This window comes from Pseudomonas sp. ACM7 (assembly GCF_004136015.1).
Lineage (GTDB): Bacteria > Pseudomonadota > Gammaproteobacteria > Pseudomonadales > Pseudomonadaceae > Aquipseudomonas > Aquipseudomonas frigoris.
This window is the reverse complement of the sequence record NZ_CP024866.1, coordinates 5,388,541-5,407,239: the sequence shown is the minus strand read 5'-3', so window position 1 is coordinate 5,407,239 and position 18,699 is coordinate 5,388,541. Positions and strand designations below refer to the sequence as shown.

Annotated in this window: 16 protein-coding genes and 2 pseudogenes; 12 read left to right on the top strand and 6 right to left on the bottom strand. The window is 59.9% G+C overall.

Annotated elements, in window-relative coordinates; all coding sequences use genetic code 11:
* The first annotated feature begins 10 nt into the window (after window positions 1–10).
* Entirely contained in the window at window positions 11–229 is a 219-nt protein-coding gene (locus tag CUN63_RS25850; RefSeq protein WP_129443632.1) for a DUF2970 domain-containing protein, read from the top strand.
* On the opposite strand, the gene CUN63_RS25845 is transcribed toward CUN63_RS25850, so the two are convergent.
* Window positions 226–1,299, bottom strand: a complete 1,074-nt coding sequence (locus CUN63_RS25845) for an ABC transporter substrate-binding protein (protein WP_129443630.1) — start codon at window positions 1,297–1,299, stop codon at window positions 226–228. The two genes, CUN63_RS25850 and CUN63_RS25845, sit on opposite strands and share 4 nt — an antisense overlap.
* A 525-nt stretch (window positions 1,300–1,824) precedes the next feature.
* Here CUN63_RS25845 and CUN63_RS25840 point away from each other — a divergent pair.
* Complete coding sequence (locus CUN63_RS25840; protein WP_129443628.1) at window positions 1,825–3,483, top strand: nitrite/sulfite reductase; 1,659 nt, start codon at window positions 1,825–1,827, stop codon at window positions 3,481–3,483.
* The gene (locus CUN63_RS25835) at window positions 3,467–3,961 is read left to right on the top strand and encodes a DUF934 domain-containing protein (protein ID WP_129443626.1); all 495 of its coding nucleotides are present in this window, start codon (window positions 3,467–3,469) and stop codon (window positions 3,959–3,961) included. The genes CUN63_RS25840 and CUN63_RS25835 overlap by 17 nt, the downstream gene beginning before the upstream one ends.
* 83 nt (window positions 3,962–4,044) lie before the next feature.
* Here CUN63_RS25835 and sohB read toward each other — a convergent pair whose 3' ends face one another.
* Window positions 4,045–5,067, bottom strand: a complete 1,023-nt coding sequence (gene sohB, locus CUN63_RS25830; protein ID WP_129443624.1) for a protease SohB — start codon at window positions 5,065–5,067, stop codon at window positions 4,045–4,047.
* A 203-nt stretch (window positions 5,068–5,270) separates the two neighbouring features.
* On the opposite strand from sohB, the gene CUN63_RS25825 reads away from it, so the two are divergent.
* The 6 genes and pseudogenes from CUN63_RS25825 (at window position 5,271) to CUN63_RS25800 (ending at window position 11,944) form a co-directional block, all read left to right on the top strand.
* Entirely contained in the window at window positions 5,271–5,981 is a 711-nt protein-coding gene (locus tag CUN63_RS25825; protein WP_129443622.1) for a histidine phosphatase family protein, read from the top strand.
* Between the two features lie 64 nt (window positions 5,982–6,045).
* The gene (locus CUN63_RS25820; RefSeq protein ID WP_008154977.1) at window positions 6,046–6,360 is read left to right on the top strand and encodes an SCP2 sterol-binding domain-containing protein; all 315 of its coding nucleotides are present in this window, start codon (window positions 6,046–6,048) and stop codon (window positions 6,358–6,360) included.
* A gap of 306 nt (window positions 6,361–6,666) precedes the next feature.
* Window positions 6,667–8,514 (top strand): amidohydrolase, encoded by a 1,848-nt coding sequence (locus CUN63_RS25815; protein ID WP_129445158.1) that lies wholly within the window; start codon window positions 6,667–6,669, stop codon window positions 8,512–8,514.
* A gap of 232 nt (window positions 8,515–8,746) precedes the next feature.
* Window positions 8,747–9,609 (top strand): annotated as a pseudogene (locus CUN63_RS25810) (LysR family transcriptional regulator).
* A gap of 107 nt (window positions 9,610–9,716) precedes the next feature.
* Entirely contained in the window at window positions 9,717–10,862 is a 1,146-nt protein-coding gene (locus CUN63_RS25805; RefSeq protein ID WP_129443620.1) for an SRPBCC family protein, read from the top strand.
* A complete protein-coding gene (locus CUN63_RS25800; protein ID WP_129443618.1) occupies window positions 10,859–11,944 on the top strand; it encodes an SMP-30/gluconolactonase/LRE family protein in 1,086 nt (361 codons plus the stop codon). Before CUN63_RS25805 ends, CUN63_RS25800 begins: the two co-directional genes overlap by 4 nt.
* 161 nt (window positions 11,945–12,105) lie before the next feature.
* Here CUN63_RS25800 and CUN63_RS25795 read toward each other — a convergent pair whose 3' ends face one another.
* Entirely contained in the window at window positions 12,106–12,363 is a 258-nt protein-coding gene (locus tag CUN63_RS25795; protein ID WP_129443616.1) for a hypothetical protein, read from the bottom strand.
* 110 nt (window positions 12,364–12,473) lie between these two features.
* Window positions 12,474–12,716 carry a hypothetical protein gene (locus CUN63_RS25790; RefSeq protein WP_129443614.1) on the bottom strand — a complete coding sequence of 81 codons (243 nt, stop codon included), beginning with the start codon at window positions 12,714–12,716 and terminating at the stop codon, window positions 12,474–12,476.
* A 217-nt stretch (window positions 12,717–12,933) separates the two neighbouring features.
* Between CUN63_RS25790 and CUN63_RS25785 the strand changes: the two genes are divergently transcribed.
* The gene (locus CUN63_RS25785) at window positions 12,934–13,455 is read left to right on the top strand and encodes a DUF4142 domain-containing protein (RefSeq protein WP_129443612.1); all 522 of its coding nucleotides are present in this window, start codon (window positions 12,934–12,936) and stop codon (window positions 13,453–13,455) included.
* Between the two features lie 48 nt (window positions 13,456–13,503).
* Here the strand turns inward: CUN63_RS25785 and CUN63_RS25780 are convergent, their stop codons facing one another.
* A complete protein-coding gene (locus tag CUN63_RS25780; RefSeq protein ID WP_129443610.1) occupies window positions 13,504–13,692 on the bottom strand; it encodes a hypothetical protein in 189 nt (62 codons plus the stop codon).
* Window positions 13,693–13,853: 161 nt separating this feature from the next.
* Between CUN63_RS25780 and CUN63_RS32395 the strand changes: the two are divergent.
* Window positions 13,854–14,003: pseudogene (locus tag CUN63_RS32395) on the top strand (ATP-binding protein); the annotation flags it as partial.
* Window positions 14,004–14,040: 37 nt separating this feature from the next.
* A complete protein-coding gene (locus CUN63_RS25770; RefSeq protein WP_129443608.1) occupies window positions 14,041–15,984 on the top strand; it encodes a response regulator in 1,944 nt (647 codons plus the stop codon).
* An 81-nt stretch (window positions 15,985–16,065) separates the two neighbouring features.
* Here the strand turns inward: CUN63_RS25770 and uvrA are convergent, their stop codons facing one another.
* Complete coding sequence (gene uvrA / locus CUN63_RS25765; protein ID WP_129443606.1) at window positions 16,066–18,696, bottom strand: excinuclease ABC subunit UvrA; 2,631 nt, start codon at window positions 18,694–18,696, stop codon at window positions 16,066–16,068.
* Between the last annotated feature and the right edge of the window lie 3 nt (window positions 18,697–18,699).

Below are 18,699 nucleotides of genomic sequence, written 5' to 3'. Positions count from 1 at the left end.
CTAGGGGTTTATGGACGATCCAGGCGACAACAAGCCGCCCACTTTCTGGCAGATGCTGCACAGCGTCATAGCGGCAGCGTTCGGGGTGCAGAGCGGGAAGAACCGGGCGCGGGACTTCACTCACGGCAAGCCCAGTCATTTCGTGATTCTGGGGATTTTGTTCACCGCGGTGTTCGCATTGACGCTGTATGGCATCGTGCAACTGGTGGTGCACCTGGCCGGGGTTTAGCGCATCAAGGTTTGCAGGTTGAACGGATAGCGATACGACGTCGGCCGGCCCTTGGCTGAAAGACGGCGGAAGTTCACGCCGTAATCCGGTGATTCTCCCATGGCCAGCAATCGCTTGGCCTGGGCCTTGTCGATCAGTTGCAACAACGGGATTCGCCGGTCTCGGCCGCCGTAATGGGTGAGATCCACGCCCTGCTCAAGATCATGTAACTCCACCAGCGCCCAGCCGCCCAATGTGAAGTGCCCGCCCAACAGCACGCTGATGCGTCCGTCGACCGTCGCCTGCAACGCCGCCGGCGAGGTGTTGACCGCACTGAACAACGCATCCTTGCCGGGTAGCCCACCCGCCTCCGAGTACGCCTGCATGGCGCCAAACGCCATTTCGTCATTGGCTGACCACACCAGCGAGACCTTCGGGTAACGCTTGAACAGCAGTTTGGCCTGTTCATACGCCCGTTCCCGGGTCCAGCCACTGTAAACCAGTTGGCGCAAGTGCACTTCCGGGTGTTCGGCCAAGGCCCGCATCATGCCTTGCTCGCGCAGTTGCGCCGAAGGGGTGATCTTCAGGCCGGAAAACGCCAGCAACTCGATGACCTGACCGGGCGCCGCGGGCGGATGCTGGCGAATCAGTTCCTTGAGCATCAGGTAGCCACCCTCCTCGTCGTTGGGCACCAGGCTGCCCAAGCGCTCAGGGCGCTCACCCAGCAGGCTCATTTGATTGGCCGTCAGGGACGCGTTGACCATAAACAGCTTCACCCCGCTGCCCTGGGCCAGGCGAATGATCTGTGGGGCGACGTACTGTTCGTTGACGAAAACCAGATAGTCCGGACGCTCGGGGCCTTGCAGCGCCTGACGGGCTTGCGCCAGCGTGAGCTCCGGCATGCGCCGGGAATAGAGAATTCGCAGATCAATGCCCAGATCCGTGGCTGCCGCCTGCATGAATTGCGAGTAACTGACCCAGAAGGCTTCCTGAGTGGCTCCGGGATTCAGGAACAACACCGATTCCGCGCGCACACCGGGTCCATAAACCGCGCCGCACATCAGCAGGAATGAGTAGAAAAACTTCAACATTGATCGTCCGAGCCCCCCGGCAATTCGCCGCGCATTATAGCCAGCGAAGTCCCGGAAAACGGCGTTTATTCCGGTTATTGTCCGACAATCGTCGGAATGGGGCCCGGACGGGGTCGGTTATTGATGGCTGACCCAAAATACCGCTGTGCTCACGACCAGGATGATCAGGAACAGAATGGCCCAAGCATCGACCGTGCTATCGGGTTTTGACGTTTTGGTAGGGTTGCTCATTGCATCGCCTCTTGTCGGTTTTATCGGTGATTGCATAAAGACTCGAGCACAGTTAAGACGATGATTGCCCGCACCACAAATGTGGGTTTTACCTCATTGGCCTTCATTAGTCGTTTTGGTTCTTTACATATACTCAAACATCACTTTTGCGCATAACTGCAAACTGGTATCTTGCCCCGGCTCCGTTGGGAGTGCGCGGCCGTGCGCGCAGAATTGCCGAGGCAGTATCGGAGACTTCAGCTAGCGAAAAACGCAACTGGATCCGACCGGCCCAAGCCTGAGAACAGGACTTATATGTACGTATACGACGAGTACGATCAGCGGATCATCGAGGACCGCGTCAAGCAGTTCCGTGATCAGACCCGACGCTATCTGGCAGGCGAGCTGAGCGAAGAAGAATTCCGCCCTCTGCGCCTGCAAAATGGCCTTTATATCCAGCGCTTCGCGCCGATGTTGCGGGTGGCGGTGCCTTACGGCCAACTGACTTCGCGCCAGACGCGAATGATGGCCAGGATTGCCCGTGACTTCGACAAGGGCTATGCCCACATCAGCACCCGGCAGAACGTACAGTTCAACTGGCCGGCGCTGGAAGACATCCCGGACATCCTTGCAGAGCTGGCGACCGTGCAAATGCACGCTATCCAGACCAGCGGCAACTGCTTGCGCAACGTCACCACTGACCAGTTCGCCGGTGTCGCTGCCGACGAGCTGATCGATCCGCGCCCGTGGTGCGAGATCGTCCGCCAATGGACCACGTTCCACCCTGAATTCGCTTACTTGCCGCGCAAGTTCAAGATCGCCATCAACGGTTCGACTTCCGACCGTGCGGCCATCGAAGTCCATGACATCGGCCTTGAGCCGGTGCACAACGCTGCTGGCGAGCTGGGCTTCCGTGTGCTGGTGGGTGGCGGTCTCGGCCGTACCCCGGTGGTGGGCGCGTTCATCAATGAATTCCTGCCGTGGCAAGACCTGTTGAGCTACCTCGACGCCATCCTGAGGGTCTACAACCGCTACGGCCGTCGTGACAACAAGTACAAGGCGCGGATCAAGATTCTGGTCAAGGCTTTGACCCCTGAAGTCTTCGCGCAAAAAGTCGACGCAGAGATGGAACACCTTCGCGGTGGCCAGACCACGCTGACCGAAGCCGAAGTGCATCGCGTGGCCAAACACTTCGTTGATCCGGAGTACAAGGCTCTGGACAACCAGGCCCTGGCGTTGGCCGAACTCGATAAAGAACACCCGGGCTTCGCGCGCTGGCGCACCCGCAATACCCTGGCTCACAAGAAGCCCGGTTATGTAGCCGTGACCCTGTCCCTGAAGCCGACCGGCGTTGCACCGGGCGACATCACCGACAAGCAGCTCGATGCCGTTGCCGACCTGGCCGACCGTTACAGCTTCGGTCAGTTGCGCACCTCCCACGAGCAGAACATCATTCTGGCCGACGTTGAGCAGACTCAACTGTTCGCGATGTGGGGCGAGTTGCGCGAACAGGGTTTCGCCACGCCGAACATCGGCTTGCTGACCGACATCATCTGCTGCCCGGGCGGCGACTTCTGCTCCCTGGCCAACGCCAAGTCGATCCCGATCGCCGAGTCGATCCAGCGTCGCTTCGAAGACCTGGATTACCTGTTCGATATCGGCGAACTGGACCTGAACATCTCCGGCTGCATGAACGCCTGTGGTCACCACCACGTCGGCCACATCGGCATTCTCGGGGTGGACAAGAAAGGCGAAGAGTTCTATCAGGTGTCCCTCGGTGGCAGCGCCAGTCGCGATGCGAGCCTGGGCAAGATCCTCGGCCCATCCTTCGCCCAGGAAGCCATGCCTGATGTGATTGAAAAGCTGATCGACGTGTACATCGAACAACGTACCGAAGACGAGCGTTTCATCGACACCTATCAGCGTATTGGCATCGACCTCTTCAAGGAGCGCGTCTATGCAGCGAATAATTAAGAACAACGAGGTCGTCGACGAAACCTGGCACTTGCTGCCCAAGGACTTCAACATCGACGAGGTCAGCAACTGCGACGACCTGATCGTCCCGTTGCAACTGTGGCGCGAACACAGCCGCATGCTCAAGGCCCGCGATGGCGGCCTGGGCGTATGGCTGGATGCCGATGAAGAAGCGGAAGAAATCGGTGACGACGTGGAAAATTTCCAGGTGATCGCCCTGAATTTCCCAGCCTTCACTGATGGCCGCAACTACTCCAACGCCCGCCTGCTGCGTGACCGTTACGGGTTCAAAGGTGAACTGCGGGCAATCGGCGATGTGCTGCGCGACCAGCTGTTCTACCTGCACCGCTGCGGCTTCGACGCCTTTGCGATCCGCGCCGATAAAGACCCGTACGAAGCCCTGGAAGGTCTCAAGGACTTCTCGGTGACCTATCAGGCTGCTACCGACGAACCGCTGCCGCTGTTCCGTCGCCGCTAAGTACGCGTAAAACAAAAAGCCCTGAATCGGAAATCCGGTTCAGGGCTTTTTTGTGTCCGGCGTAAACGATTACACGACGGTGCTTACCAGAAGCGTTGCTGGGTCAACCGGCTCCACCAGCTCAGCAGCACACGATCGACCGAGCCGCTGGCCGCCATGCCGATGCGTTCCTGCAGGCTTTTACGTTCGGCGTAGTGCAAGTGGTACAGCTCGGACTTCTTGGCACGTTCGGCGAGGTATTCATCGCTGGTTTTCAGCTCGTCCACCAGTTGTTTATCCAGCGCCGCGATGCCGAGCCAGATTTCACCGGTGGCCACTTCGTCGATGGCCAATTGTGGGCGATAGCGGGAAACGAAGTTCTTGAACAACTGGTGAGTGATGTCCAGGTCTTCCTGGAACTTCTCACGGCCCTTCTCGGTGTTTTCGCCAAACACCGTCAGGGTGCGCTTGTACTCGCCCGCGGTCAGCACTTCGAAGTCGATGTCGTGCTTTTTCAGCAGGCGGTTGACGTTAGGCAGCTGCGCAACGACACCGATCGAGCCGAGGATCGCGAACGGCGCGCTGATGATCTTCTCGCCGATGCACGCCATCATGTAGCCGCCGCTGGCCGCGACCTTGTCGATGCACACGGTCAACGGCACACCGGCATCACGGATACGCGCCAGTTGCGAGGACGCCAGGCCGTAGCTGTGAACCATGCCACCGCCGCTTTCCAGACGCAGCACCACTTCATCCTTGGGCGTGGCGAGGGTCAGCAGCGCGGTGATTTCATGGCGCAGGCTTTCAGTGGCTGACGCCTTGATGTCGCCATCGAAATCCAGCACGAACACCCGTGGCTTGGCCTCGGTTTTCTTCTTTTGCTTTTTCTCGGTTTTAGCTTCGACCTTGCGCAAGGCCTTGAGCTGGTCCTTGTCGAGCAAAGTTTGCTCCAGACGTTCGCGCAGCCCTTTGTAGAAATCATTGAGTTTGCTGACTTGCAACTGGCCGACCGACTTGCGTCGACCTTTGCTGCGCAACGCCGCGAAACTGGCCAGGACCACCAGAATGGCGATCACCAGTGTCACGGTCTTAGCCAGAAAAACTGCGTACTCCGCAAAAAACTCCACAGGGACTCCTTTAATACGATGCGCTGCAAAAATGCGCGCGGGATACCTCCAGCATACCCATGCGCCGCCCCGGCGACCAGCCGTGAAACCTCTGGCAACAGCCCTGTAACGGGCATTTCAAACAAGCGTATGTTTTTTCATTGACAGCTCACCCTCATCCTCATAACCTCGCCGAACCTTCAACGTACCGGGATGACGCGGACGTGGGCAGTATCTATTTGATTCGACATGGCCAGGCCTCCTTTGGTGCAGACGACTATGACGTCCTGTCGCCGACCGGTATTCGCCAGGCAGAAGTCCTCGGCCAGCACCTCGCCGAGCTGGGTATCAGCTTCGATCGCTGCCTCTCGGGCGATCTGCGCCGCCAGCAGCACACGGCCAACAGCGCACTGGAACAGTTCGCTGCGGCAGGCCTGCCGGTTCCCGCGCTGGAAATCGATTCCGCTTTCAATGAGTTCGACGCCGACGCGGTGATCCGCGCGCTGCTGCCGGCCATGTTACCGGACGAACCCGAAGCGCTGCACATCCTGCGCAATGCCGCGCAAAATCGCGGTGAGTTCCAGCGCATCTTCGCCCTGATTATCGAACGCTGGCTCGCCGGCACCTATGACACACCGGGCCTGGAAAGCTGGCTGGGGTTTGTCGAACGGGTGCAGGCCGGTCTGCAGCGAATCCTCGAAAGCGCCGACAACACCCAGAAAATCGCCGTGTTCACCTCCGGCGGCACTATCACGGCCCTGCTCCACCTCATTACGCAAATGCCTGCCAGGCAGGCGTTTGAACTGAACTGGCAAATCGTCAACACCTCGCTCAACCTGCTGAAGTTTCGCGGTCGCGAGGTGGCTCTGTCTTCTTTCAACAGTCATGCGCACCTGCAACTGTTGAAGACCCCGGAACTCATCACGTTTCGCTGAGTCCGGACTATTGTGACCCTGGCTGTATTCACCCAGCTCTAATTACCCAAGAAAGGATCGAACCATGACCTCCGTAGCTGATGCCGTACAAGCAATGAAAGCCAAGTTCAACCCAGCCGCTGCTGCCGGTCTGGACCTGGTATTCGGTTTCCGCATCGACGACACCAAGAACTTCTCGCTGATCGTCAAGGACAGCACCTGCGAGCTCCAGGAAGGCGAAAACCCGGACGCCCAGGTGACTCTGGTCATGGACGGCGAAACCCTGGAAGGCATCGTCAGCGGCGAAACTGACGGCATGCAAGCCTTCATGGGCGGCAAACTGCGCGCCGAAGGCGACATGATGCTGGCCATGAAACTGTCCGAGCTGTTCCCGGCCTAAGCGCGCCGCTCCCGACCTTCGGGGGCACGCCTGGCTGCAAACGAATCCCGCCCTCGTGGCGGGATTCGTCGTTTTTCGCCATTGGAAAACGGCTACCTGTGGATTTGCCGTCTATATTCCTTCTGGCCGCATGCGTCAGACATCGGCTGTTTGCCCTCGCTTTTTTATGAAGATCCTTTGCGCGGAGCACTGCCCATGAGCCCACCTGACGACCACGACGGATTTAACCGCCGCCGTGTACTGCAAGGCCTTTCGGCAGGCGCCGTCGGTGCCTGGATCAGCCCGCTAATCGCAGGGAGTAAAACCATGCCCGACGCCCCCGCCGACCTCATCCTGTACAACGGACGCCTGCACACCGTCGATCGCAAAAAACCTCAGGCCAGCGCGGTCGCGATCAAGGACGGACGCTTTGTGGTGGTCGGCAGCGATGCCCAGGCCATGGCCCTGCAAGGTCCCGGCAGCCAAATTATCGACCTGCACGGTCGCACGGTGATTCCCGGTCTCAACGACTCGCATCTGCACCTGATCCGTGGTGGCCTGAACTACAACCTCGAACTGCGCTGGGAAGGCGTCCCTTCACTGGTCGACGCGCTGCGCATGCTCAAGGATCAGGCAGACCGCACACCCACGCCGCAATGGGTGCGAGTGGTCGGTGGCTGGAACGAATTCCAGTTCGCCGAAAAACGCCTGCCGACGATTGATGAACTGAACAAGGCCGCGCCAGACACCCCGGTGTTCGTCCTGCACCTCTACGACCGTGCCCTGCTCAACCGCGCGGCATTGAAAGTGGTCGGTTATACCCGTGACACACCGAACCCGCCGGGTGGCGAAATCCAGCGCGATGCCAATGGCGACCCGACGGGCATGCTGATCGCCCGCCCAAACGCGATGATTCTCTACTCGACCCTGGCCAAGGGGCCGAAACTGCCGCTGGAATACCAGGTCAACTCCACCCGCCAATTCATGCGCGAACTCAATCGTCTGGGTGTCACCAGCGCCATTGATGCTGGCGGCGGTTATCAGAATTATCCGGACGACTATCAAGTCATCCAGCAACTGGCCAAAGACCAACAGCTCACGGTGCGCATTGCCTACAACCTGTTCACGCAGAAACCCAAGGAAGAACTAACCGACTTCAAAAACTGGACCAGCACCTCCCACTACGGTCAGGGCGACGATTTTCTACGGCACAACGGTGCCGGGGAAATGCTGGTGTTCTCGGCGGCCGACTTCGAAGACTTCCTCGAGCCCCGCCCCGACCTGCCGCAAACCATGGAGCAGGAACTGGAACCGGTGGTCCGCCATCTGGTTGAGCAGCGCTGGCCGTTCCGATTGCACGCCACGTACAACGAATCCATCAGCCGCATGCTCGACGTATTCGAGAAGGTCAATCGCGACATTCCGTTCGACGGTTTGCCGTGGTTTTTCGACCACGCCGAAACCATCACCCCGCAGAACATCGAACGGGTCAAAGCCTTGGGTGGCGGCATCGCGATCCAGGACCGCATGGCATTCCAGGGCGAATACTTCGTCGACCGTTACGGCGCCAAGGCTGCCGAAGCCACGCCGCCCATCGCTCGTATGCTGGCCGAAGGCATTCCAGTCGGCGCTGGCACCGATGCCACGCGCGTCTCCAGCTACAACCCCTGGACTTCGCTGTACTGGCTGATCAGCGGTCGCACCGTCGGTGGTCTGGCGCTGTACCCGCAAGGCTTGAGCCGCGATACCGCGCTGGAACTCTTTACCCACGGCAGCGCCTGGTTTTCCTCCGAACAAGGCAAAAAAGGCCAGATCAAGGTCGGGCAACTGGCCGACTTGATTGCGCTGTCGGCGGACTATTTCCACATCGAGGATGAAGCGGTCAAATGGATCGAATCGGTACTGACCATCGTCGACGGCAAGATTGTCTACGGCAGCGTCGAGTTTGAAAAACTCGGGCCACCTCCCGTCCCGGTGGTGCCTGAGTGGTCGCCAGTCGCCAAAGTACCGGGCCATTGGAAACCCCTGGCGCCGCTGACGGCGCAGGTTCATCAATGTGTCGGGGCTTGCGCGGTGCATGCCCATCGCCATGAACGGGCGCGGCTGTCCTCGGCACCTGTCAGTGATTTCGCCGGTTTCTGGGGGGCCTTTGGTTGTTCGTGTTTTGCGTTTTGAAATGAGCCGCTAAAAGACCGCCGCCTGCGGCAGCTCCTCGATCCGGGTAGCAGCTGCCGAAGGCTGCGTTCGGACGCAGCAGTCGTGAATCCTGCTGCACGGTCTTCCTGACACACCGCATGTGCCGACTTTACGGCTGCTACGCAGCCGAACGCAGGCTTCGCCAGCTGCTACATGAACTGATCCGGCGGTATCCGTTTACAATGCCTGCACTTCCCGCACCGGCCGCCCCATGGACATCGATCTCGCCCGCACCTTTCTGGAAATCGTCCGCCACGGCAGCCTTGCCGCAGCCGCCGAAAAACTCCACGTCACCCAGACCGCGATCACTGCGCGCGTGCAGAAACTCGAAAGCCAGCTAGGCAGTACGTTGTTCGTGCGCAACCGCGCCGGTGCGCGCCTGACACCTACGGTGAAGCCTTCGTGGTCTACGCCAATCAACTGGTCGAAACCTGGGAAGCGGCGCGACGGGACTTGCCGTTGCCCGAGGGTTACCGCGACGTGTTGCACATCGGTGGCGAAGTCAGTCTGTGCAACCCGCTGATGCTCAGCTGGGCCGGCGCGCTGCGCGAGAAGATCCCCAGCCACGCTCTGCGCATGGAAATTCGTGACGGTGAAAACCTGCTGCGCCAACTGGAACTGGGGGTTCTGGATGCGGCGCTGGTTTACCAGCCCGAGTATTGGCCACGCCTGCAAGTCGAACAGGTGCTGGAAGAAAAACTGGTCCTCATCCGTCTAGCCGCAAGACCCGATCCCTACGTGTACATCGACTGGGGCCCGGACTTCCGCCGTCAACACGATGCGGCCCTGCCCGAAAAAGCCAAAGCCGCGCGGAGCTTCAACCTCGGCCCACTGGGTTTGCAGTACATTCTGGAAAACGGAGGCAGCGGCTACTTCCGCACCCGGGTGGTCCAGAGTTATCTGCAAAGCGGTGTGCTGGAGCAAGTGCCCAAAGCCCCGGAATTCAGCTACCCGACTTATCTGGTTTACTCCCGCGACCGCGACTCGGCGACCCTGCAACAAGCCTTCGATCTGCTGCGCGAAGTGATCAACTCCGACGATGACTGGTCGCAACGCTGGAACCCGCTGACCTGAATCCGGTTTGCACCGGCCCATGGCATTTGTGACCTCACGGTTCGGCCCGCCTGAAACGCCGGGATCGTCTAATCTGCTGGAGATAACAATAACTACAGGTGATTGCAGTGAGGCAGACCACCGAAGCATTTCGCGCCCGCTACCGCGCTGCTATTCATCCGCTCTACAACCCATGGCTGCACGGCGCTTTTGTGCTGCTGTTCGGGTTGCTGGCCATCGGCGGATTCTGGAGCACCGTGCACCAGGTTCAGCCACTGGAATGGCTGGCGATGCCGTTGACGTTGTTGTTCTTCAACTTCGGCGTGTACATGGTCCATCGGCACTTGGGGCATCATAAAAAAAACTTCGCGCGAATGTTCTACGCACGCCATGCCGGCGACCATCACAGCTTTTTCGCGCCTGCCCACATGACCTACGACAGTGCCCGGGACTGGCGGGTGATTCTGTTTCCAGCCTGGCTGATCGTGTTGCACACGGTCGTCATCACCCTGCCCGTCTGGTGGCTGCTTGAGCAGTTCGATGCCAACGTCGCCGGGTTGTTCGGCGGCTGTCTGGTCCTCGGCTACCTGACCTATGAAGTGTTCCATGCCTGCGAGCACCTGCCGCCGGAGAACCCCTTCACACGCTTGCCGTGGATCCGCCAGATGCGCCGCCTGCATGAACTGCATCACCGTCGTGAGCTGATGCAGGAACGCAATTTCAATATCGTTTTTCCGCTGATGGACTACCTGTTTGGCACCCTCTATTGGGAACCGGAGCCGACGGACCTGCACCCGACGAGAACGACCATGACCCGCATGCAGCATCAGATCGATATTGCTGGAGACCCGATTGACGTGCTCGCCTATGCCAGCACCGTGACCCGTTGGCCGGAGTGGCATCCCTCGTCCCTCAAGGTCGATGGCCAGGGCGGTCCGCTGCATGCCGGGGGGCGGTTCGAGGAAGACATCAAGGCGGGGGGGCGTGAGGGACACTTGCACTGGGAGGTTAACGAATACCTGCCTGGACGTCGCTGGAGTGCCTGGGCCCATGACGATCACGGGTTGTCTTTAGTGGTGACTTACGAGTGTGAGGCCCTGAGCCAAGGCACACGCTTTGTGCGCACTCTGGAGTACCAGTTCAGCGGCCTGGCGATGCGCATTGCCAATCGACTGCTGCTCAAGCGCCGCATCGATCGTGAGTGGGCAGCTTCGATGTTGGCATTGCGCGAGATGGCGCAAAAACAGTTGGCCCCGGCAGGAGTCAGCGCGTGAGTCGAACCGTCAAGTTTCGCCATGTGCTGTTGCTGGTGATCGTCGCCATCGGCGCCTTTCTGCTGCTGATGCCGACCAAGGTTCAACCGGTGGCCTGGACACCGCCGCCGGCGCCCTCCCTCACCAGCGGCATCTACGCCGACAATCAGCGCCTCAAAGGCGTGGAGCGCGTCGGCGCCGCTGATATCGAGGGGCCGGAAGCGTTGCTGCTGGAGGGAGACGTCCTCATCACGGGTTTGAATGACGGCCGATTGATCCGTACCAGCCTCGACGGCAAGGTCACCAAGGATCTGGCCGATACAGGCGGCAGACCCTTGGGCCTGGCCCGTCATCCCAACGGTCTGCTGGTGATTGCCGACGGGGTCAAGGGCTTGCTGTCACTGGATGCCCAGGGCCGATTGATTCCATTGACCACGGCGGCCAACGGCGTGCCCTTCGGTTTCACCGACGACGTGGCGATCGACAAATCCGGGCACTACGCCTATTTCAGTGATGCCTCCAGTCGCTTTGGCTACGGCAGTGACGGCGAAGCGATCATCGAGCACGGCGGCGATGGCCGCTTGCTGCGTTATGACTTCCAGACCGGCAAGACCGCGGTCCTGTTGGATAAGCTGGAATTCGCCAACGGCGTGACGCTGGGACCGGACGATGCCTTTGTGTTGGTCAACGAAACGGGCGCCTATCGCATCAGTCGTTACTGGTTGAGCGGGCCGAAAGCCGGCACCCGTGATCTATTCATCGACAACCTGCCAGGGTTGCCGGACAACCTCGCGTTCAATGGTCGCGACCGCTTCTGGGTGGCGCTTTATGCACCGCGCAACGCACTGCTCGATGCCACCGCGCCGCATCCCTTCGTGCGCAAGATGATCGTGCGGGCCATGACTGTCCTGCCTAAACCGGTGGAGAAACGCGCCTTCGCGCTGGGCCTGGACGGTAAAGTGATCGCCAACTTGCAGGACGGTAGCCGCGACAACTACTCGCCGATCACGACCGTTCGCGAGTATGGAGATTGGTTGTATTTCGGGTCGTTGAAGGCCAAACATATGGCGCGATTGCCACTCAGTACGGCGTTACATAAGTAAGCTCAATAATGTAGCAGCTGGCGAAGCCTGCGTTCGGCTGCGAAGCAGTCGTGAAATCAGTTCACTCGGTGTGTCAGGAAGGTCGCGTGCTCAGGTTTACGACTGCTTTGCAGCCGAACGCAGGCTTCGCCAGCTGCTACAGAAGCGTCGGCGGTCTCGATCTAGCGGGGAATCTCACCATCGCGCACCGCATTATCCGTTTCCTCAAGCACCCTTTCCGGGTCCATGGCGGTGGAGTCATCCTCGTCCATCGGGATGGCACCTTCGTTGTTCGGCAGTTCGTCGATACCCGGTTCATCTTCCGGATTGACGGTGGTGCGTCCCGGACTCAAAGGCTCGGGATGTGTCGGAATGGGATCGTAGCCACCCTGCTCTTCGCTGGGGAACTTTTCTTTACCGGGGATGAGTGGTTCGGTCATGAGGCACCTCGCATGGAGCCGTAAATTCGGACTCTGAACATTCGAGGTGCCGGTATTTATCGCCGTTCCAATTTTTCAGTCACCGATCGTCGGTGACCAGACAGGGCGCGTCAGGACGGCGTCTGGAGCCGATCAACGATCTTTTGCTTAACCTGCACGCGCTTCTCCTTGAGTTTCTTCAATGCGTCATCGCTGGGCGCATCCGATTTGGCGGTTTCGGCCTTTACGACGTCGGCGTCCGCCTGCGAATACTTGTTGATCAGTGAATCCAATAACGGATCCTTGGTGCGTTTTTGCTGGATATCTTCCTTTGAAAGTTTGAGGTCCTGATAAAGGTCGTGTGGCACCGGCATGGAACACCTCCGTTTGTTGATCGGAGGCAAACGCGATCAATTGCGTTCACCAACTATCAGAATGGCCTTGGTTAGCCGGTTCTGTCGACCGCCTATCAGACCAGCGGTGCCCGTTCGTCGCCCTGCCGTAAACGCAATAAAACCTTTGTCCGCTCGTAAACCTCCACACGTTAACGATCAATCGATCGCCCATGAAAACCTGTGTGGAGAATAACCAATGGACCGATTTACCCTGCGCCACCTCACGTTGGCCGTTGCCTTGAGCACCAGCATGGGCACGGTATTCGCTGCCACTTCCAATGACTTCGTCGACAACGCGGCCGCGGGCGGCATCGCGGAAATCGAAACGAGCCGATTGGCCCTGGAAAAAAGTTCATCGGCGGACATCAAGGCATTCGCCAATATGATGATCACCGCCCATTCCAAGGCCAATGATGAACTGGCGGCACTGGCGAAAAAGAATGACATCGAGGTACCGGACAGCACGACGCTGGTCAAACAGGCGAAAGAGAAAATCCTCGACTTGCGCGATGAATCTTTCGATGCGGCCTATGCCAACAATCAAGTGAAGGCTCACGAAGACACCATCGAGCTATTCAAGAAAGAAGCCAACACCGTGACGGACGACAAAGTCAAAGGCGCCACGGACCTGAAAGGTTTCGCGCAAAAAATGCTGCCGGCGCTGGAGAAACATCTGGATATGGCGAAAAAACTCCAGGCTGCTCACCCCAGTAAATAACGCCCACAAAAAGGCCGCATCGATTGATGCGGCCTTTTCACGACTTGGCTAGCCGCCATCGGTGTCGATGTCGGCATCGGTGTCATCCCCGGGTTTGGGCCGGTCGGGATTCGGCTTGAAACCCGGGCTGAACTCATTGTCGTTATCGGTGTGGAGTTGCTTCTGGTCGACCGCTTTGTCTGCGCTTTCCGGTTCGGCGGTTTTCGCCTCTTCCTCAAGATCACTGTCATCTTGCATAAGTACCTCGTTCATCACTGCATGTGCGCGGCTGAAACAGTCGGGCCTTGAAGATTCGAAGCCGCCCGGGGGACAGGGTTCCATCGCAAGGCCGAATCAAAATCAAAAGATCGCAGCCTTCGGCAGCTCCTACTGGAGTCCATGTGCGCCGGGGCCTGCCTATTGCGCCCGACAAATCCCGCGGCCTGGCCTCCCACCCCGGCATCGGCGGCGGCCAATATCGAAAGGCGCAATCCTTTGACTATGCTCAAGTGAACGGACACTTATTGATCATGTACAGCGACGGCCTCCAGCCCCGTTGGAACCTGCAAAGCTGAACCCCGCTGGCTATCGCCATGGAGCCCGTCGATGAAGCGTGACATCCGTTTGCTGATCGTCGACGACAACATCGCCACGCGGGACGCCCTGCGCCGTCGCCTGGAGCGTCACGGCTATGAAGTGCTCGAAGCCGGCACCGGCACCGAGGGCCTGGAGCTGATCGACAGCGTGGCGATCGACGCGCTGATCCTCGACGTCAATCTGCCAGACATGAGTGGCTTCGACATCGTGCGCAAACTGCGCGCCGAACCCGCCACCGCCCTGCTACCGGTGATTCACGTATCGGCGGCCTCGATCCAGACCGGCGACATCATTACCGGCCTGGACGCGGGTGCCGATGCCTACCTGATCCACCCGGTGGATCCGGATGTGCTGCTCGCGACCTTGCGCACCTTGCTGCGGGTGCGTGAAACCGAAAATGCCCTGCGCGAAAGCGAGGCGCGGTTTCGGGAAATCTTTGTCAATGTCTCGGCGCCCATCGCGGTGCTGGATGCCGAGTTGAAGGTGCATGAATGCAACCATGCCTTCGCGCAGCTGATTCAGGACAACCTCAACCCGGACACCCTGCGCGAGTGCTTTGCCGAGGATCAGGACGTCGTCATCGAGGAACTGCGTCTGCGTCTGGCCTATGGCGAACGTTGGAAAGGCACGCTGAGCATGCGGGTCCACGGCGAGGCTCGCGAAACCGAGTGGCAGATTTCGCCGTACCGCACACCGGAACTGAGCCTGGTGTTTGTCGAGGATGTCACTGAACACCGGCACCGCGAACGCTCGCACCTGGCCCGGCTTGACGACGCCACCACCCAGTTGGCCAAAGAAGTCGCCGAGCGAGCGCGAACCGAAGCTCAGCTGCTGCAAGTGCAGAAAATGGATGCGCTGGGCAAGCTGACCGGGGGCATCGCCCACGACTTCAATAACTTGCTGACCGGCATCATCACCAGCCTGGAATTGATTCAGAAACGTATCGCCGCCTCACGCACCGACAAGGTTCAGTTTTACGCCGAAGCCGCCTTGAACTCGGCCATGAGTGCCGCGTCCCTGACCCATCGCCTGCTCGCCTTCGCGCGCCAACAGCCTCTCGATACCCGGCCCGTGGACATCAACGAGCACGTGCGTTCCCTTGAAGAATTGCTGGTGCGCACTATCGGCGAGCGCATTACCTTGAAACTCGAATTGACCTCTAAAGCCGCCATCGCCCTGGTCGACCCCATTCAGCTTGAAAGCGCGATGCTCAATCTGGTGATCAACGCTCGCGATGCCTTGCCCCAAGGCGGCAACATTTGGGTCAGCACCTATGCCGCCTATTCCCATGGCGATCCCAATCTGGCCGATGGTGCGTATGTCGCGTTGTCTGTGCGCGATGACGGCACCGGTATCGAACACAGCGTGATCGACAAGGTGTTCGACCCGTTTTTCACCACCAAGTCGCTGGGCCAGGGCACGGGGCTGGGGTTGTCGACCCTCTACGGTTTCGCCCGGCAATCGGGTGGCGATGCACACATCCGCAGCGTCGCCCGGCGCGGCACCGAAGTCACCATCATGCTGCCGGCCAGCTCTGACCCCACCGACTGCGAAGCCGAGTCAGCCACCGTCGATCTTCAGGGTGCCGGCGAACATGTATTGATCGTCGAGGACACGCCGTCGGTGCGCATGTTTGTGGCCGAAGTGTTGGTGGATGCCGGTTACCGTTGCACGCAGGTGGGCGACATCGAAGGTGCCCTCGAGCGCCTGCAAAACGATGAGTCTATCGACCTGCTGCTGACGGACGTCGGACTACCGCGCATGAGCGGCCGCGAGCTGGCCGATGTGGCACGGGGCTGGCGCGAAAAACTGCCGATCCTGTTCATGACCGGTTATGCCGAAACCGCGATCAACCGTCAGGTGTTCCTCGGCGATGGCATGGAGATGCTGATCAAGCCGTTCCAGATCAATGAACTGCTGGACAAGGTGCGGCGCACGCTCGACAGCGTTTAAGATCAAAAAATCGCAGCCTTCGGCAGCTCCTACAAAGTATCGGCGTACACCTGGAGCTGCCGAAGGCTGCGATCTTTTGATTTACCCTAGGGTTCTGGCCAAAAACGGTGCGGTCCGGCTCTTTTTGCTGTTGGCGACTTTCTGTGGCGTGCCACTGACGACTATCTTCCCGCCCTGATCCCCCGCCCCCGGGCCGATGTCGATCACCCAGTCACTCTGCGCCACCACGCGCATTTCATGTTCGACGACGATCACCGTATGCCCCGCCGTCACTAGCGTATTCAACTGTTCGAGCAAGCGATCTACATCCCTTGGGTGCAAACCGGTGGTGGGCTCGTCGAGCACATACAGCGTGGCCCCGCGCTGGTTGCGTTGCAGCTCGGTGGCCAGTTTGATCCGCTGGGCTTCACCGCCCGACAGCTCGGTCGCCGGCTGGCCGAGGCGCAGATAACCCAGGCCGATATCGCGCAGCACCTCCAGAGAACGACGAATACCCGGTTGCTCGGTAAACACCGTGACCGCTTCGTCCACCGTCAACTGCAACACCTGGGCGATGTTCAACCCTTGCCAGATGATTGCCAGCGTCTCGGGGTTGTAACGCGCGCCGTGACAGGTCGAGCACGGTGCATAGACGCTGGGCATGAACAGCAATTCGACGCTGACGAAGCCTTCACCTTCGCACGTCGGGCAACGGCCCTTGGCAACGTTGAAGGAAAACTGACCCGCGTCGTATCCCTCGGCCTGCGCCTCGGGTGTGGCGGCGTACAGTTTGCGCACGTTGTCGAAGAGACCGGTGTAGGTCGCCAGGTTCGAACGCGGCGTGCGGCCGATAGGTTTCTGATCGACTTGCACCAGGCGCTTGATCGATTCCAGTCCCGCCGTGACCTGACCGCCGCTGACTTGTGGTGCGTCATCCTCCAGGCTCAACGTTTCCGGTTCGCTATCGCTTGCCGTGCGCCCGAGATGCGCGCCCACCAGTTCCAGCAGCGCCTGACTGACCAGGCTCGATTTACCGGAACCGGAGACGCCCGTCACCGCGGTAAAACAGCCCAGCGGAAACTCGACGCTGAGGTTGTTCAGGTTATTGCGAGTGATGCCTTCCAGCCGTAGCCAATCGTTCGCCTTACGGCTGGCTTGGGGCTGAGTGACCTGCTCGGCGAACAGATAAGCGCGCGTCTGCGAGTTCGTCACCTGCGCCAACCCTGGCGGCGGTCCGCTGTACAGGACTTGCCCGCCATGCTCGCCGGCCGCCGGGCCCACGTCGATCAACCAGTCGGCGCGACGCATGGTTTCCAGGTCATGCTCGACCACGAACAAGGTGTTGCCGGCAGCCTTCAGGCGTTGCAGCGCTTCGAACAATGCTTCGCCATCCGCGGGGTGCAGACCGGCCGACGGTTCATCCAGTACGTAGATCACGCCGAACAACTGCGAACCCAATTGTGTCGCCAGACGCAGACGCTGCAACTCACCGGACGACAGCGTCGGCGTGCTGCGTTCCAGCGCCAGGTAACCGAGCCCCAGATCGGTCAATGTGCTGACCCGTTCCAGCAAGTCCTGAGCGATCCGCTGCGCGGCCAGGCGTTTCTCCACTGACAGGTTCGGTGTGTGGCGTACATCCGGCGCGTTGGCGTGACCACTGGCGCCGTGGGCCACTCGTTGCTCGCGGGCCACGCGGGTCTGGTCGTGCGTCAATACCTCACCCGCCACCTCGGTCTGTTCGAGGTAGCTGTGAGCGGCCACTGGTTTCAAGACTTCGGCCACTTGCAGCAACGGCATCTGCGACAGTTCGCCGATGTCGTAACCGGCAAAGGTCACCGACAACGCCTCGCGCTTGAGCCGTTTGCCATCGCACAACGGGCACGGGCTGCCGAGCATGAATTGCGAGACGCGCTTCTTCATCAGCGCGCTTTGGGAATGGCTGAAGGTGTGCAGGATGTAGCGCCGGGCGCCGGTGAACGTGCCCTGGTAACTCGGTTCCATTTTGCGTTTGAGCGCAATTTTGGTTTCTTCGGGAGTGAGCCCGGCATACACCGGCACCGTGGGTGTTTCTTCGGTGAAGAGAATCCAGTCGCGCAGTTTTTTCGGCAGATCGCGCCAGGGTTTATCGACGTCGTAACCCATGGTCACCAGGATGTCGCGCAGGTTCTGTCCCTGCCAGGCGGTGGGCCAGGAGGCGACCGCGCGCTGGCGAATGGTCAGGCTCGGGTCCGGGACCATCAGCGCTTCGGTGACTTCATACACCCGCCCCAGCCCATGACATTCGGCGCACGCGCCCTGGGGCGTGTTGGGCGAAAAATCTTCCGCATAGAGCATCGGTTGCCCCGGCGGATAACTGCCGGCCCGGGAGTACAGCATGCGGATCAGGCTCGACAACGTCGTCACGCTGCCCACCGAAGAGCGCGTGCTCGGCGTACCCCGTTGTTGCTGGAGCGCCACCGCGGGCGGCAAGCCTTCGATGGAGTCGACGTCCGGCACCCCGACCTGATCGATCAGACGCCGCGCATAAGGCGCCACGGATTCGAAATAGCGGCGTTGCGCTTCGGCGTAGAGGGTCGAGAACGCCAGCGACGATTTCCCCGAACCGGACACGCCAGTGAACACCACCAGGGCATCCCGGGGGATGTCGACATCGACGTTTTTGAGATTGTGTTCCCGGGCGCCACGCACCCTGACCATGCCGGAGGGGGAATTGGAAGTGCGCTTGGATGTCATGAG